Annotated in this window: 12 protein-coding genes and 1 riboswitch; of the genes, 4 read left to right on the top strand and 8 right to left on the bottom strand. The window is 71.1% G+C overall.

What is annotated here, in order from left to right; all coding sequences use genetic code 11:
• Positions 1–168: 168 nt before the first annotated feature.
• The 4 genes from metE to HMPREF9719_RS03435 form a co-directional block, all read right to left on the bottom strand.
• A complete protein-coding gene (metE, locus tag HMPREF9719_RS03450) occupies positions 169–2526 on the bottom strand; it encodes a 5-methyltetrahydropteroyltriglutamate--homocysteine S-methyltransferase (protein ID WP_004600576.1) in 2358 nt (785 codons plus the stop codon).
• Positions 2527–2731: 205 nt separating this feature from the next.
• On the bottom strand, positions 2732–3811 hold the full coding sequence (locus HMPREF9719_RS03445; protein ID WP_004600575.1) for a methylenetetrahydrofolate reductase: 1080 nt from the start codon (positions 3809–3811) through the stop codon (positions 2732–2734).
• Between the two features lie 12 nt (positions 3812–3823).
• Positions 3824–3930, bottom strand: a riboswitch (SAM riboswitch).
• Positions 3931–4101: 171 nt separating this feature from the next.
• A complete protein-coding gene (locus HMPREF9719_RS03440) occupies positions 4102–5466 on the bottom strand; it encodes a PFL family protein (protein ID WP_004600574.1) in 1365 nt (454 codons plus the stop codon).
• A gap of 86 nt (positions 5467–5552) precedes the next feature.
• Positions 5553–5822: an ACT domain-containing protein gene (locus HMPREF9719_RS03435; RefSeq protein WP_004600573.1), complete on the bottom strand. Its 270-nt coding sequence runs from the start codon at positions 5820–5822 to the stop codon at positions 5553–5555.
• 84 nt (positions 5823–5906) lie between these two features.
• Here HMPREF9719_RS03435 and HMPREF9719_RS03430 point away from each other — a divergent pair, with 84 nt between their 5' ends.
• Positions 5907–6590, top strand: a complete 684-nt coding sequence (locus HMPREF9719_RS03430) for an NAD(P)H-binding protein (protein WP_004600572.1) — start codon at positions 5907–5909, stop codon at positions 6588–6590.
• Positions 6591–6897: 307 nt separating this feature from the next.
• Here the strand turns inward: HMPREF9719_RS03430 and HMPREF9719_RS03425 are convergent, their stop codons facing one another.
• The 3 genes from HMPREF9719_RS03425 to HMPREF9719_RS03415 form a co-directional block, all read right to left on the bottom strand.
• Complete coding sequence (locus HMPREF9719_RS03425; RefSeq protein ID WP_038075662.1) at positions 6898–7653, bottom strand: glutamine amidotransferase-related protein; 756 nt, start codon at positions 7651–7653, stop codon at positions 6898–6900.
• A gap of 53 nt (positions 7654–7706) precedes the next feature.
• Positions 7707–8279 (bottom strand): TetR/AcrR family transcriptional regulator, encoded by a 573-nt coding sequence (locus HMPREF9719_RS03420; protein ID WP_004600570.1) that lies wholly within the window; start codon positions 8277–8279, stop codon positions 7707–7709.
• Between the two features lie 141 nt (positions 8280–8420).
• Positions 8421–11234 (bottom strand): aconitate hydratase, encoded by a 2814-nt coding sequence (locus HMPREF9719_RS03415; protein WP_004600569.1) that lies wholly within the window; start codon positions 11232–11234, stop codon positions 8421–8423.
• 798 nt (positions 11235–12032) lie between these two features.
• Between HMPREF9719_RS03415 and HMPREF9719_RS03410 the strand changes: the two genes are divergently transcribed.
• From HMPREF9719_RS03410 to HMPREF9719_RS03400, 3 genes are all read left to right on the top strand, one after another.
• On the top strand, positions 12033–13868 hold the full coding sequence (locus HMPREF9719_RS03410; protein WP_004600568.1) for a DIP1281 family NlpC/P60 protein: 1836 nt from the start codon (positions 12033–12035) through the stop codon (positions 13866–13868).
• Between the two features lie 131 nt (positions 13869–13999).
• Complete coding sequence (locus HMPREF9719_RS03405; RefSeq protein ID WP_004600567.1) at positions 14000–15061, top strand: ferrochelatase; 1062 nt, start codon at positions 14000–14002, stop codon at positions 15059–15061.
• Positions 15062–15067: 6 nt separating this feature from the next.
• Entirely contained in the window at positions 15068–15910 is an 843-nt protein-coding gene (locus HMPREF9719_RS03400) for a DUF3097 domain-containing protein (RefSeq protein ID WP_004601898.1), read from the top strand.
• A gap of 7 nt (positions 15911–15917) precedes the next feature.
• Here the strand turns inward: HMPREF9719_RS03400 and HMPREF9719_RS03395 are convergent, their stop codons facing one another.
• Positions 15918–16481: a hypothetical protein gene (locus HMPREF9719_RS03395; protein ID WP_004600565.1), complete on the bottom strand. Its 564-nt coding sequence runs from the start codon at positions 16479–16481 to the stop codon at positions 15918–15920.
• Positions 16482–16514: the final 33 nt, after the last annotated feature.

Below are 16514 nucleotides of genomic sequence, written 5' to 3'. Positions count from 1 at the left end.
TGATCGATCAAGAACCGGTCCGCGGGTCGGGGAGCGCGCCCGCCGTTGGGGGAGGTTCCTCAAAGACGGCGAACGCCCCGCCCGGTTCGGCCGGTGATCCGGCCGTCCGGGGCGGGGCGAGGAAGCCTGGGTTGCGGGCGGAGGGCCGCCCGGCTCAGGCGAGGTGTCCTAGGAGAGCTTCTCGCGGACCTTCTTCGCGGCGCTCACGAGGTGCTCCGCAGACGGGGTGGTCTCCTCCCAGGCGCGGGTCTTGAGACCGCAGTCGGGGTTGACCCACACCTGGCGCGGGTCGAGCTCGCGCACCGCGATGTCGAGGAGCCCCTCGATCTCCTCCTCGGAGGGCACGCGGGCGGAGTGGATGTCCCACACGCCGGGCCCGAGGCCGCGCTGGTAACCGTGGCTCGCGAGCGCGGGCAGCACCTTGAACCGGGAGCGGGACGCCTCGATCGAGGTGACGTCCGCGCCGAGCCGGTCGACCGCGTCGACGATGGTCGCGAAGTCCGAGTAGCACAGGTGGGTGTGGATGCTCGTCTTGTCCGCCGCGCCAGAGGTCGCCAGGCGGAACGCACCCACCGCCCAGGAGAGGTACTGCTCGCGGTCCTCCTCGCGCAGCGGGAGCAGCTCGCGGATCGCGGGCTCGTCGACCTGGATGATGGGGATGCCCGCCTCCTCGAGGTCGCTGATCTCCTCGCGCAGCGCGAGACCCAGCTGGTCGGCGACCTCCTTAGGGGCGACGTCGTCGCGCACGAACGACCACGCCATGATCGTCACCGGGCCGGTGAGCATGCCCTTGACCGGGTGGTCGGTGAGCGACTGGGCGTAAGCCGACCATTCGACGGTCACCGGGGCGGGCCGGGTGACGTCGCCCCAGAGGATCGACGGGCGGGTGCAGCGCGAGCCGTAGGACTGCACCCAGCCGTGCTCGGTCGCGGCGAAGCCGTCGAAGTGCTCCGCGAAGTACTGCACCATGTCGTTGCGCTCGGGCTCGCCGTGGACGAGAACGTCCAGGCCGATCTTCTCCTGGCGCTCGATGGTGTCCTTGATCTCCTGGCGCATCGCGTCGATGTAGTCCTGCTCGGCGAGCTCGCCGCGGCGGAACTTCGCGCGGGTCCGGCGGATCTCCTTGGTCTGCGGGAAGGAGCCGATCGTCGTCGTGGGCAGCACCGGCAGGCCGAGCGCCTCGGCCTGCGCCTCGCGGCGCGCCTCGTACTCGCCGCGGGTGCGATCCGCCTCGGAGACGCTGCCGGTGCGCTGCCGCACCGCGTCGACGCGCACGCCCGGGTTCTTGCGGCGCGACTCGGCCGCGGCGCGGTACTCCTCGAGCTGCCCGCCGATCGCGGCGTCGCCCTCCCTAAGCCCGGTGGCGAGGGTGACGACCTCCTGGATCTTCTGGTCGGCGAACGCCAGCCAGCTCACGAGCTCGGGGTCGAGGCTCGTCTCGCGGGTCGCGTCGATCGGGACGTGGAACAGCGACGTCGACGTCGTCACGGAGACCTGGACGTCGTCGCCGAGGCCCTCCTTGATGCGGCGCAGCTGCGCGAGCGAGTCGTCGAGCGGGTTGCGCCAGATGTTGCGCCCGGAGACGACGCCCACGCCGAGCGTGCGGCCGGCGAGCGCGTCCTTCCAGCGGGCGAGCTCCGCCTCGCCGGGCTCCTTGCCGCGGACGGTGTCGATGATGACCGCGCCGACGTTCGTGCGGGCGAGCGCGTCGACCGCGTCGAAGGCGTGCCCGTAGGTGAGCGCCACCGCGAGCCGGGGCGCGCTATCAGTCGCGAGCTTCGCGTAGGCCTTCTCGGCGAGCTCGACGAGGCGGGCGCGGTCCTGGTCGGTGCGGTGCCGGTCGGTCACCAGCGCCGGCTCGTCGAGCTGCACCCATTTCGCGCCCGCCGTGGCGAGCTTCTCGAGGTAGGTGGCGTAGACGTCGAGCAGGTCGTCGAGCCGCTCGAGCGGGTCGTAGCTCTCGGGCGCGGACTCCGCCGGCTTGGAGAGCGCGAGGAAGGTCACCGGGCCGACGAGTACGGGGCGCGCCTCCTCGCCGAGCGCCTCGATCGCGCCGATCCGCGGCGAGCCGGTCCACTCGATGCGGGTCTCGGGCCCGATCTCGGGAACGAGGTAGTGGTAGTTGGAGTCGAACCACTTGGTCATCTCGAGGGCGGCGCGGTCGCCCTCGCCGCGGGCGATGGTGAACTGCGCCTCGAGCACGGCCGGGGACTCCGGGGTCTCGACGTTGTCCTTAAGAACCTCGCCCTCCTTGGCGAAGCGCTCGGGCACCGCGCCGGCGGTAAGGAGGATGTCGAGGACCTGGTCGTAGTAGCTGAAGTCCTCGGGCACCGCTCCGGTGCCCTCGAGGCCGAGGGCCTTGATCGTGCCGGTGCGCGACTTGCGCAGGCTGCGCGCCACGCCCGGCAGGTCGGTGCTCGAGTCCTTCCAGAAGTCCTCGAGCGCGAACTTCAGCTCGCGGTCCGCGCCGATGCGCGGGTAGCCGAGAATCGTTGCTGCCGGGAACGCCGGCGTGCTGGTGGTCATAGCGTGCGATTACACCTCTAACGTTTCGTCGAAAGCTTTGTCGTCCTGGTAGCCGGCCCGATCGCCAAGGCCCCGCTGGTCGGGGCGGCGGCGCGGGCGGGCGGGCCGCCCTAGGGAGGGCGCCCGCCGGCCGCGGGGTGGGGTGTCCTCATCGGTTGCTCCTCTTTTACGTCTCTTAATTCCGTCTCGCCCGCCGGAGGCCGGGCTAGACGCCCGGCGGCATGTGGTGCATGGACAGCGCCGCGAGCTCGGTGTCGAGGTCGAGCTTGTGGTAGGCGCCCGGGTCGAGCTGCCGGTAGGTCTCCTCCGCCGGGGTGAGGAAGCCCGCCGCCTTGAGGTACTCGAGGATGTCGAGCGTCGGCCGCGGCCGGTTGAACGTGTAGAGGTGCACGCCGGGCGCGCCCGCCTTGAGGCAGTCCGCGATGAGGTGCGTGGTCGCCTGCAGGCTGGCGCGCACCCGCGCGGGGCCCGGCGGGTTGTCCTCGAAGATCCGCAAGAGCCGCTCGGGCACGGGGATGCCCGCGAGCCGCTCCATCGCGCGCAGCCGCTTGAGATCGTGCAGCGGCAGGATCCCCGGCACGATCGGCAGCGTGCCGCCCTGGGCCGTGTAGTCCTTCACCAGCGTCGAGTAGTCGTCCGGGTCGTAGAAGACCTGGGTGATGGCGTAGTCGGCGCCGGCGGCCTGCTTGTCGAGCAGGGCGTCGATGTCGTTCTGCCGCTCCATCCCGCGGCTCGCGGGGTAGGCCGCCACCGCAACGGAGACGTAGTCGCGCGGGTTCTTCGCGGTCGACGGACCCGAGCCGTTCGGCCCGGTGCCCACCCCGTCGGGCAGCTCGTCGGCGGCGACCGCGCGGATGAGGCGGACCAGCTGCACGGCGCGGGTGAGCCCGTTGTCGGCGAGCTTCTCCGAGCCGTCGGCCGGCGGATCGCCCCGGATCGCGAGGAAATCCCGCACCCCGGCGCGCAGCAGGAGGCGGACGATGAGGACGAGCTCGCCCTGGCTAGTCCCGTAGCACGTCAGGTGCGCGACGGCGGGGAGCTCGGGGTGCTTGTCGTGGACGTGCATGAGCACCTGCACGGAGCGGTCGCGGGTGTCCACCGTCGAGCCGGCCGCGCCGTAGGTCACCGACACGTAGTGCGGGGCCTGGGCGATGAGCCGCTCGACGCCCGCCCAGATGCTCGAGGAGCGCTTCGGGTTCCGCGGCGGGTAGAGCTCGAACGAGACGGTCGGGTGGCTCGAGCGCCTTCCCGCCCGGTAGTCGGTGTAGTGAAACGCTGTGGACAACGAAGCTCTTCTTTCCCATCGAACCCGGCGTTAGCACCCTTCCCGTCCCCAAAGAGGCGGGGCGGAGTGGGTTGCTGCGGCGTCGTTAAGCCGGGTCTTTCGGCCGCTCAGAATAGGTGTCTGGCTTGCGGACAACCCTAACAGCGCAAACGGCCCCGACCGGTGCGCGGCGAGGGGCGCGACCAGCTCGGGGCCGGCTAAATGTGAACTAAGCTGTCTGTGACCTGTGGCGTTGCGCGCCGCTGCCGTGATCTCGGAGCGAATATAAATCGGCTCCGCGGGGAGCGGCGCTAGTTGCGCAGCCCGTGGACGGGCGCGGGGATGAACCCGCCTCGCCCGACGAGCGTCGCGGCGCTGGCGGGGTGGACGTCGATGACCGGGGCGTAGCCGAGCAGCCCGCCGAAGTTCACCTCGTCGCCGGGGCCCGTGCCGGGGGCGGGGATGACGCGCACCGCGGTGGTCTTGTGGTTCATCACGCCGATGGCGGACTCGTCGGCGATGATCGCGGCGATCGTCTCGGCCGGGGTGTCGCCGGGGATGGCGATCATGTCGAGGCCCACCGAGCAGATCGCGGTCATGGCCTCGAGCTTGTCGAGGCTGATCCCGCCGGCGCGCACCGCGTCGATCATGCCGCGGTCCTCGGAGACGGGGATGAACGAGCCGGACAGGCCGCCCACCCTTGAGCAGGCCATCATGCCGCCCTTCTTCACCGCGTCGTTGAGCAGCGCGAGCGCCGCGGTCGTGCCGTGGGTGCCGACCCGCTCGAGGCCCAGGTGCTCGAGGATGTGCGCGACCGAGTCGCCGAGCTCCGCGGTGGGCGCGAGCGAGAGGTCGACGATCCCGAAGGGCACCCCAAGGCGCTCGGCGGCGAGGCTCCCGACGAGCTGCCCGGTGCGGGTGATCTTGAAGGCGGCCTTCTTGATCTCCTCGGCGACCTCGTTGAGGCTCGCGCCGGTGAGCGAGCCGAGCGCCCGGTCGACGACGCCCGGGCCCGAGACGCCCACCGAGACGACCTGGTCGGGCTCCTCGACGCCGTGGAACGCGCCGGCCATGAACGGGTTGTCGCCCACGGCGTTGGCGAAGACGACGAGCTTCGCGCAGCCGATCGCGCTGCGCGAGGCGGTCGCGGCGGCGGTGTCCTTGATCGCGCGACCGAGCGCGGCGGCGGCGTCCATGTTGATGCCGGCCCTTGAGCTCGCGACGTTGACGGAGCCGCAGACGATCTCCGTCTCGGCGAGCGCCTGCGGCAGGGACTCGATGAGCCGGCGGTCGGCGGTGGTGGCGCCCTTCTCGACGAGCGCGGAGTAGCCGCCGATGAAGTCGACGCCCACCTCGCGGCCCGCGGCCTCGAGGGCGCGGGCGATCTCCACGGGGTCGCCGTCGGCCTCCCCGAGCAGGAGTGCCACCGGGGTGACGGCGACGCGCTTGTTGACGATGGGGACGCCGTACTCGCGCTCGATGCCCTCGCACACCGAGACGAGCTCCGCAGCCTGGGAGGTGACCCGGTCGTAGACGGCGCGCGCGGTTTCGCGGGTGGAGGAGCGCACGCAACTCAAGAGGGAGATACCCATGGTCACGGTGCGGATATCGAGCCGGTACTTCTCCATCATGTCGATGGTGTCGAGCACGCGGCCGGCAAAGGGGCTAAGACTCACGACAACTACTCTCCGGTCTGTCGGTGGGAAAACTGCCCGGCGCCGCGAATGCCCGCCCTTAGCGTGGGCGCGGCGCCGCTATGTCTTTAGAGGTCGTTGACCGCGCTGAAGAGCTCCTCGGCCTGGACGCGGATCGAGACGTTCTGCTCGCGGCCGGTGGCGGCGAGCACGTCCTCGAGAGCGGCGATGCCGGGGGAGTCGTCGGGGATCTCCACCCGGAGGATCATCGTGAACCACGTGTCCATGATGGTCTGGGAGGAGTCGACGACGTTGACGTCGTGGGCGGCGAGCGTCGTCGTGACGCCCGCAATAATTCCGGTGTGATCGGGTCCGGTGACTGTGACGATGGAGTGCATGAAGGGGATCTTAGCGCCTCGGAAAGGTAATGCCCGCCACGGCCGTCAATGACAAGCGTGCGGGTTTTCTCTACGCTTTGAGGTATGACTTCCACTAACGACGGCAACAAGGTTCTCATCATCGGCGGCCACGGCAACGTGGCCCTCCTCACCGCGCCGCGGCTCGTGGAGAAGGGCGCGTCGGTGACCTCCCTCATCCGCGACCCGAAGCAGAGCTCGGATATCGAGTCCGCCGGCGCGACCCCCGTGGTGCGCGACATCACCGAGGTGAGCCCCGAGTCCTGGGACGAGCTGCTCGCCGAGTACGACACCGTTATCTGGTCGGCCGGCGCCGGCGGCAAGGGCGGCGCCGAGGCCACCTACGCCATCGACCGCGACGCCGCCCTCGAGGTCATCGCGTCGCTGCGCCGCCTCGGCGACAAGGCGCCGCGCCTGCTGCTCGTCTCCTTCATCGGCTCCCGCGAGAACCTCTTCTCCGAGGACGACGGGATGTACGACTACGGCGAGGCCAAGCGCGTCGTCGACGAGAAGCTCGACGAGGAGGGCTCCTTCGAGCACATCGTCATCGCCCCGACGATGCTCACCAACGAGGACGTCGACGGCTTCGAGGAGATCCAGGACGAGAAGGCCTTCGCCCGCGACAAGACGACCTCCCGCAAGCTCGTCGCCGCGGTCCTCACCGAGCTCGCCACCCGGGAGAGCTGGCCGAAGATCAAGCGCTTCGCCTTTATCGACGGCGACAAGGCCGTCTCCGAGATCCCGGCTTAGAACCCAACCTCGCCTCGGGGCACGCGCGTCGCCCCGAGAAGCGAGCGCACCGCCCCGCTTCCCAGCACGCCCGCCGGCTTGACCGGCGAGGGGAGGCGGGGCGGTTTTCGCGTGCCCGGGGCCCGCGGGCCCTCACCCCGTGCTGCGCCGCCGGCCGCGGCCCGCGCGGGCAAACGGCGACGTGCGCGACGAGCGGCCGGTCGGGCCCCGCGTCTGGGAGCCGGGCGGCTTCGCGGGCACGAGAACGGGCCCCGCGGCCGTCTGCGGCGACGGCCGGCGGGGCTCGGCGATGAGGGGGTGGGCCGGCTTAGGCGGCGTGCGCCCGCGCAAGCGCGGGAGTCTCGATGCGCTCGCCGGCGCAGTGCTCGGCGAAGGAGCGCAGCAGGCTCGTCGAGGCCGAGAGGTTCTCCCGGCTGATCTCGGAGACGATGCCCTGCCAGTTCGACGGGTCGAAGTAGCCGTTGGTCTGGTAGAAGCCCATCCGGTTGGCCATGCCCTTGGCGTCCATCTCGGGGTGGAACTGGCTGGCCCACGTCTGCGTGCCGACCTTGAAGGCCTGCACCGGACACGTCGGACCCGTCGCGAGCAGCCGGGCGGCCGCGGGCGCGAGGGTGATGTGCTCGTTGTGTCCGGTCAGCGCCCGGAACGTCGAAGGCAGGCGGCCGAAGATCGGGTCGCCCGCGGCGTTGTCGGTGAGCCGCACCGTCGTCGCGCCGGCGCCCTCCGGGCGATCGGTGCCGATGCCCGAGCCCAGCGAGGAGGCGAGCACCGTCGCGCCGAAGCAGATCGCGTAGGTGGGCAGGCTGTCGTCGAGGAGCCGGAGGATCTCCCGGATCGCCTGGGCCCGCCAGGCGGCCTCGATGTCGTCGGTGAGGTTGAGGGGGCTGCCGCCGATGATGAGGCCGTCGAAGCCGGCGGTGGAGCCGGCGGTCGCGGTCGGCGAGTCGAGGACGCGCTGCTCCACGCACATGGCGGGCATCCCCGTCGCGCGAAGCACATCGTTGTACTCGGCGGCCGCGGCCTGCGCGCCGCGGCGGGGGGATACCAGAAGCAAGCGAATCATGACGGCCATCATAGACCGCTCGGTCTACGAGGGGCAAGCGGGCCGCGCTATTTTTATGCTTCGGCGGACTTGCGGATCGACTGCTCGACGAGGTCGAGCATCCCGCCGAGGCCCTCGGTGCCCTCGCCGTTGGCGATGCGGCCGATGAGCCCGTCCATGACGGTCTCGAGGTAGGTCGCCAGCGTGTCGAGCGGCACGTCCTCGCGCAGCCGGTCGGCGTCGGCGTTGTCGCGTAGCCGCTCGCGCACCGCGTCGTGGAGCACCGACTGGTGCTCGCGCCACCGGGCACGAAACGACTCGTCGGTGCGCAACAGGCGGCTGATCTCGTGGCGGGTGGCCAGCCAGTCGTGGCGCTCCGGATGCGCGAGGATCGAGCGCATTACCTCGACGAGGCCGGCGCCGCGCACGACCGCGGCCTGGCGCTCCGCGTCCTCCCGGGCGAGCGCCAAGAAGAGCGACTCCTTGTCGCGGAAGTGGTGGAAGATCGCGCCGCGCGACTTGCCCGTGGCGGCCTCGAGGCGGCGCACGGTCGCGCCTTCGTAGCCGTAGCGCGAGAAGCATCGTCTGGCGCCGTCGAGGATCTCCTGGCGGCGCCTGCTGAGCTCCTCCTCGCTGACCACGGGCATGGCTTTTCGGCGGACCTTCTTTCCACAGTTTGTCGCGCGCCGCCCGGTGGGGGCGGCGCCCCGCCCCGGGGTGGATCCCCGGGGCGGGGCGGGCGCCTCGTGGGCGCCCCGCGGGGTCGTCCCCGCTAGGCGGCTGCCTCGTTACGCCGCCATGCTACGCAGCACGTACTGCAGGATGCCGCCGTGCCGGTAGTACTGCGCCTCGCCGGGCGTGTCGACGCGCACGACCGCGTTGAACTCGATCGGCTCCGCGTCGTCCTTCTCGGCGGTGACGTGCACGGTCTTGGGGATGTCCTTCGACTCGTTGAAGGCGGTGATCCCCGTCACGGAGAAGGTCTCCGTGCCGTCGAGGCCGAGCGACTCGTGCGACTCGCCCTCGGGGAACTGCAGCGGGAGCACGCCCATACCGATGAGGTTCGAGCGGTGGATGCGCTCGAAGGACTCGGCGATGACGGCGCGCACGCCGAGCAGGTTCGTGCCCTTCGCGGCCCAGTCGCGCGAGGAGCCCGTGCCGTACTCCTTGCCGGCGATGACGACGAGCGGGATGCCCTCGGCCTTGTAGTGCTGCGCCGCGTCGTAGATGAACTCCTGCGGCGCGTCCGGCTGGGTGAAGTCGCGCGTGTAGCCGCCCTGGGTGTCGACGAGCTGGTTCTTCAGCCGGATGTTGGCGAACGTGCCGCGCACCATGACCTCGTGGTTGCCGCGCCTGGAGCCGAACGAGTTGTAGTCCGGGCGCTTGACGCCGTTGGCGTCGAGGTACTTCGCCGCGGGCGTGCCCGGCTTGATCGCCGAGGCCGGCGAGATGTGGTCGGTGGTCACCGAGTCGCCGAGCTTCGCGAGCACGCGGGCGCCCTCGATGTCGGAGACCGGGTCCGGCTCGGTGGGCATGTCCTCGAAGTACGGGGGCTTGCGCACGTAGGTGGACTCCTCGTCCCAGTGGAAGGTCTTGCCCTCCGGGACGTCCAGGCTGCGCCACGCCTCGTCGCCCTTGAAGACGTCGGAGTAGTCCTCGACGTAGAGCTCGCGGGAGATGGAGGACTCGATGGTCTCCTCGATCTCCTCCGGGGTGGGCCAGATGTCGCGCAGGTAGACGTCGTTGCCCTCGGTGTCCTGGCCGAGCGGCTGGGACTCGAAGTCGAAGTCCATCGTGCCGGCGATCGCGTAGGCGATGACGAGCATCGGGGACGCGAGGTAGTTCATCTTCACGTCCGGGGAGATGCGGCCCTCGAAGTTGCGGTTACCCGAGAGCACCGCGGTGGCGGTGAGGTCGTTGTCGTTGATCGCCTCGGAGATCTCGTCGGGCAGCGGGCCGGAGTTACCGATGCAGGTGGTGCAGCCGAAGCCAGCGAGGTAGAAGCCGAGCCCCTCGAGGTCCTTCCACAGGTCCGCGCGGGAGAAGTAGCCGTCGACGACCTGCGAGCCGGGCGCGATCGAGGTCTTCACCCACGGCTTGGAGTTGAGGCCCTTCTTCACGGCGTTGCGGGCGAGCAGGCCCGCGCCGACCATGACCGACGGGTTCGAGGTGTTCGTGCACGAGGTGATCGACGCGATGGCGACCATGCCGTGGTCGAGGGTGAAGGAGCCGCCGCGCGGGGAGCGGACCTCCACCGGGCGGGACTGGCGGCCCTTCGCGCCGGCGGCGGCGGACTCGCCGCGGCCCTGGGCCGAGGAGTTGTAGCCGGCCTCGGCGTTCTCCTCGGTCTTGTGGTCGCCCTCGGCGTCCATGTTGGAAGCCTGCGGGGCGTTGTCGTCCTCGTTGATCGGGTCGTCGGTGAACTCGCCGAGCTGGCTACGGAAGGTCTCCTTCGCCTCGTCGAGGAGGATGCGATCCTGCGGGCGCTTCGGGCCCGAGATCGACGGCTTGACCGTGGAGAGGTCGAGCTCGAGGTACTCGGAGTAGTTCGCCTCCGGGGCGTCCTGCTCGAGCCACATTCCCTGGGCCTTGGCGTAGGCCTCGACGCGCTCGATCTGCTCCTCCGGGCGGCCGGTGAGGCGCAGGTAGTTGATGGTCTCCTCGTCGATGGGGAAGATCGCGCAGGTCGAGCCGAACTCGGGCGACATGTTGCCGATGGTCGCGCGGTTGGCGAGCGGCACCTCGCGCACGCCATTGCCGTAGAACTCGACGAACTTCTGGACCACGCCGTGCTCGCGGAGCATCTCGGTGATGGTGAGCACGACGTCGGTCGCGGTGACGCCGGTGGGGATCTCGCCGGTGAGCTTGAAGCCCACGACCTTCGGGATGAGCATCGAGACCGGCTGGCCGAGCATCGCGGCCTCGGCCTCGATGCCGCCCACGCCCCAGCCGAGGATGCCAAGCCCGTTCTCCATCGTCGTGTGGGAGTCGGTGCCGATGCAGGTGTCCGGGTAGGCGACGTTCTCGTTGTCGAAGACGACGCGGGAGAGGTACTCGATGTTGACCTGGTGGACGATGCCGGTTCCCGGCGGCACGACGCGGAAGTTGGAGAAGTTGTCCGCGCCCCAGCGCAGGAACTGGTAGCGCTCGGCGTTGCGCTGGTACTCGATCTCGACGTTCTTCTCGAGCGCCTCGGGGCCGCCGAAGGCCTCGATGATGACGGAGTGGTCGATGACCATCTCGGCCGGGTTGAGGGGGTTGACCTGGTCCGGGTCGCCGCCGAGGTTGCTCACGGCCTCGCGCATCGTCGCGAGGTCGACGATACAGGGCACGCCGGTGAAGTCCTGCATGAGCACGCGGGCCGGGGTGAACTGGATCTCGGTGTCCGGCTCGGCCTCCGGGTCCCAGTTCGCGATGGCCTTGATGTGCTCCGGGGTGACGTTGAGGCCGTCCTCGTTGCGCAGGAGGTTCTCGGCCAGCACCTTCAGCGAGTAGGGCAGGTCCTTGAGCCCCTCGACCGCGTCGAGGGAGAAGTAGTCGTACTCCCGGTCGCCGACCGAGAGTTTCTTCTTCGCGTTAAAGGAGTTCTTGCTTTCAACCACAGTGTGCTCCAACCGGTTGCTCGTGGGGCTCGCGCCCGCTGATGAACCACCCCCGCCGGGCCGCGCCGCCGGAGCCGGAGTCCGGGTGGCGGGCGGGCACAGTCACCCGCGCCGCCGGGCGCGGCGCCCGCGGGGCGGGCGCGTCTTCTCTCTTAGGCCGCGTGTGCACGGTCTAGGTCACAGCTTAACGGAACGCCTGTACTGTTGTCTCATCGTCGCCGCCGTCACTCCGCCCGCCGGCGGGATTGAAGGTCTGGGACTTGACCGAGTGGGCGCCCATATAGCCGGTGGCGTTGACCTTAGCGGGCAGCCGGCGCGGCGTGTCGCGCTTGATGTGTCGTATCTCATAGTTATCAAATCGTTATCCTTTTTCGCAGGCCACGGGCCCTCCGGCGCGCGAAACCGCTGTGAGAGCTGTGGTTTTCTGGGTTTTAAGGGAGACTCCGAGGCTCGCGTGCCCTATGGTTCCACTATCGACTCTTGGGGTCGTGGCTTGCGCGCCGCCGCCCCGGCATCCGCCCGCCAAGCCGGTGGGCTGGACTCGCCGGGCCGGGCACGGGAGGGGCCGACGCCGTGTCGTGGCTCGTGGGGAAGCGTGCCTCGCCGGATCACTCCCGCCGCCCGGGGCTGAAGGCGGCGCGCCAGCCGGACGCCAGAGCGTCGGAAGTTAGCCAATAGAGCAGTAAGACACGCACCTCGGCGGACGGGCAGCCGACGGCCGGATCAAGGTTGAAGGCTGTACTCGATGCCCGGGCCCGCAGGTGATGCCCCCTTAAGAAGCACAGGAGTCAGAGACACGTGACAACGCCATCTTCTTCGCACCGGGCCCGCAAGCGGCCCTGGCTCGCGGCCCTCGCGGCCGTCGCCTCGCTGTCGGTCATGTCGACGACCACGGCCGTCGCCTCCGTCGCACCCGGCTCGGGCGAGCCCGCCGCGGGCGTCGAGTCCGCGGACGTGAGCGAGCCGCAGCGCCCCGACGACGCGCAGCTCGCCGAGGCGCAGCGCCGCGTCGACGACGGCGAGGCCTCCGTCAGCGAGATCACCCGGCTCATCGCCCAGCGCGAGGATCAGATCCACGCGCTCGAGGCCGAGATGGGCCAAGCCCGCGAGGAGGCCAACAAGGCCGTCGTGGACTCCGACCGTGCCCGCGGCGAGGCCGACGACGCCCGCCGCGAGGTTGTCGAGGCCCGCGGGAACCTCGACGACGCGCAGGAGAAGATCGAGGAGGCCCAGGCCGAGCTCGACGAGATCTCCCGGACGAACTACCGCCGCGCCGCCTCGGGCGGGGCGGGCGCGCTCGCCGGCGGGGACGAGCAGAAGGAGGCCCTCGAGCGGCAGACCTTCCTGCGCACCCAGGCCGAGGATCGGCGCGCCGCGATCGAGGAGCTCGACCGGATCCGCACCGAGAACGCGAATATCGAGTCGAAGCTGCGGCAAGCCCGCGACGCGGCCGAGTCCCGCGCCGAGGAGGCCACCGCGGCCGAGGAGGCCGCCAAGGCCGCCGTCGCGCAGTCGACGACGACCCTGGAGGGCCACCTCGACGAGCACCGCCGGCTCGAGGACCTCAAGGAGCAGGCGAAGGTCTCGCTCGCCGAGGCCCGCGGCGACTCCGAGGAGCTCGAGAAGCAGAAGCGCGCTTACGACGACTTCAAGGAGCGCCAGGAGGCGCAGCGCGAGGCCGAGGAGAAGGCGCGCGCCGCGGCCGAGAAGGCCCAGCGCGAGGCCGACGCCCGCGCCGAGGAGGAGGCCCGCGCCGAGGCCGAGCGCCAGGCGAAGGCCGAGCGGGAGCGCGCCGAGGCCGAGCAGCGCCGCGCCGAGGAGCAGGCGCAGCGCGAGAAGGCCATCGAGGCCGCGACCAAGGCCGCCGAGGAGCAGCGCAAGCGCGAGGAGGAGGCCCGCGCCGCGGCGGAGGCCGCCGAGCGCGAGCAGCAGGCCGAGGAGGCCGAGCGGCAGCGCGAGGCCGAGGAGGCCGCCCGCGCCGAGGCCGAGGCCGCCGAGCGGGAGCGCCTCGAGGAGGAGCAGGCCCAACGCGAGGCCGAGGAGCAGGCCGCCCGCGAGGAGGAAGAGGCCCAGCGCGAGGCGGAGGACGCCGCCGAGGCGGAGGCCGCCGAGCGGGAGCAGGCCGAGGCCGAGGAGGCCGAGCAGCAGCAGCAGATCGCCGCGGAGCAGGGCGGCGCGGCCGCCGAGGCGCAGGACGCGCCGACCGCGGGCGAGGACGCCGACCGCGCCCAGAAGGTCGAGGTCGTCGTCGAGCGCGCCCTGTCCCAGATCGGCGTGCCCTACGCGTGGGGCGGCGGCGACGCCAACGGCCCGACGCTCGGCATCCGCGACGGCGGCGTGGCCGACGCCCACGGCGACTACCAGAAGGTCGGCTTCGACTGCTCGGGGCTGATGATCTACGCCTTCGCGGGCGTGGGCATCCACCTCGAGCACTACACCGGCTACCAGTACGAGGCCGGCACCAAGGTGCCGGTGGCCGAGGCGCAGCGCGGCGACATGCTCTTCTGGCCGGGCCACGTCGCTCTCTACCTCGGCGACGGGCAGATGGTCGAGGCCCCGCAGTCCGGCTCGACCGTTCAGGTCAGCCCGGTGCGCTGGGGCGGCATTGAGCCCTACGCCGTGCGGATGTTCTAGGCCCCGCCTAGCCGCGAAACCACACGCCCGCCCGAGACTGGAAACCCCAGTACGGGCGGGCTTTTCGCGCGCCCGGCGGGGGAGCGTCGGCGTTTTGCTCGGCCGGCGGTCGGCGTTCTAGGCTGACAGCCATGGCAGACAGCTCACAGCCCTTCGACGCGCTCCTCGTCCTCTCCTTCGGCGGCCCGGAGGGCAACGACGAGGTTCTTCCCTTCCTGGAGAACGTCACCCGGGGGCGCAACATCCCCCGCGAGCGGCTCAAGGCTGTGGGCAAGCACTACTATCACTTCGACGGGGTGAGCCCGCTCAACGCGCTCAACCGGGAGATCATCTCCCACCTCGAGGACGAGATCGACAACCGCGGCTGGAAGCTGCCGGTCTACTTCGGCAACCGCAACTGGAAGCCCTTCGCGGAGGACACACTCGCGCAGATGTCGCGCGACGGCGTGCGCCGCGCCGTGGTGTTCGCAACCTCCGCGTGGGCGGGCTACTCGGGCACCGGGCAGTACAACGACGACATCAAGCGCGCCCAGCGCCACCTCGCCGAGCAGGGGCTTGAGCCCGTCGAGCTCGTGAAGATCCGCCAGTTCTTCTCCCACCCGGTCTTCGTCCGGCTTATGGCCGAGTCGCTCAAGGAGGCGATCGCGAAGGTGCCCGCCGGGACGAAGGGCCGCACCGCGGTGGTCTTTAGCGCCCACTCGGTGCCGCTCACCGCGGACGAGGAGGCCGGCGCGCCCTTCGAGTCGAACCTCTACTCCCGGCAGGTCGCCGAGGCCTCCCGGCTCGTCGCCAGGGCCGCCGGGGTGTGGGACTACGACGTCGTCTACCAGTCGCGCTCGGGCAACCCGAAGACCCCGTGGCTCGAGCCGGACGTCGTCGACCACCTCGAGGAGCTCTCCGACAAGGAGGACATCGGGGCGGTGGTGTGCTGCCCGATCGGGTTCATCTCCGACCACATGGAGGTCATCTGGGACCTCGACACGGAGCTTAAGGAGGCCGCCGAGGAGCGAGGCATCGCCTACGTGAGGGCCCGCACCGCGGGCCCCGAGCGGGACTTCGCGGCGATGGTCCTCGACCTCGCCGAGGAGGCCGCGGGCCGCCGCGAGCCCGAGTTCCTCGGCGAGGTGACCGTGGCCGGCGGCAGCGTCGACGGCATCGCGAGCCCGGCGGTCTTCCGGGGCCGGGCGAAGTAGCCCGCCGTGGCCGTGGACCCCTACGCCGGCGACATCCTCAAGGGCCACCAGCGCCGCCGGCCCGCCTCGTACCCGGAGGTGCCCGCGGAGCGCGACCTCGTCGCCGAGGTCATCGCCGACGGCTTCGTCGGCGCGGTGCTCGGCGTGGAGCGCACCCCGGACGGCGAGTTCGTGCGCCTCGAGGACCGGCGCGGCAACTCCAGGCTGTTCAAGCTGCGCCGCGGCGCCTTCCTCGTCCAGGGCAAGCGCGTCACGCTCACCCGCCCGGCGCCCGCGGCGCCGGCGCACCCGACGCGCTCGAACTCGGGCTCGCGCCGCGTGGAGAACCTCGAGGCGAGGGTCGCGCAGCCCTCCCGGATCTTCGTCGAGGGCGTGCACGACGCCGCGATCGTCGAGAAGGTGTGGGGCCACGACCTGCGTGTCGAGGGCATCGTCGTCGAGTACCTCGAGGGCCTCGACAACCTGCCTGAGCGCCTCGAGGAGTTCCGCCCCAGCCCGGGCCGGCGGGCGGGGGTGCTCGCCGATCACCTCGTGGAGGGCTCGAAGGAGCAGCGCCTCACCGCGTCGGTGGGCGAGGACGTGCTGGTGACCGGGCACCCGTTCGTCGACGTGTGGGCGGCGGTCAAGCCCGAGCGCCTCGGGATGCGCGCCTGGCCGGACGTGCCGCGCGGCGAGGACTGGAAGACCGGGGTGTGCGCCCGGCTCGGCTGGTCGGACCCGAAGGAGGGCTGGAGCCGGGTCTACCGGGCGGTCTCGACGATCAAGGACCTCGACGCGAGCCTCGTCGGCGCGGTGGAGCGCCTCATCGACTTCGTCACCACCCCGGAGCTCTCCAAGGAGAACTTCTAGGCGCCGTCTAAGCGGCCGCCTCGGTGACGAGGTTGACGGCGAGCTGCCAGCCGGCGGCCTCTGCGCGCCAGCCCGCCGCCGCGAGCCGCTGCGAGACGGCCTGCTTGCTCACGCCGAGGGCCTCGGCGGCCTCGGTCTGGGTGTAGCCGCGCCGCACGAGGCTCGTGGCCTCGCGGCCCTCGGGGCTGCGCCGGTTGAGCACGTGGCTCAACAGCGCGAACGCGGCGGCGATGTTCGAGGCCTTCGTGGCCGACTTGTCGACGGCGGGGCTGACCTGGCAGCCGACGTGGCCCGCGCGGGCGCGCTCCGGGAGGCTCGCTGTCGCGAGCCCCGTGGCGTCCGCGTCGCCGGGGGCGATGCCGATGCCGAGCGCCCACTCGCCGTCGGCGATGAGCGCCATGACGACGTCGCAGAGCGCCTCGGGGCTCTCGACGGGGGCGCGGCGGTCCTCGACGCCGAGCTCCTCGAAGCGGCCGACGCCCGGCATCCGGGAGAGCGCCTTGGCGCTCTCCTCGACGAGCGCGGCGCGCCTCGTCGCCGTGCCCCGGTAGCGCGCGTGAATCGCGAGCATCGAGCCGACCCCCTCTATTCGCTTCTCTCCGCC

Source organism: Corynebacterium otitidis ATCC 51513, from assembly GCF_000296405.1.
In the GTDB taxonomy this organism is placed as follows: domain Bacteria; phylum Actinomycetota; class Actinomycetes; order Mycobacteriales; family Mycobacteriaceae; genus Corynebacterium; species Corynebacterium otitidis.
Note: the sequence above shows the minus strand (reverse complement) of the source record. Positions and strands in the feature narration are given on the sequence as shown.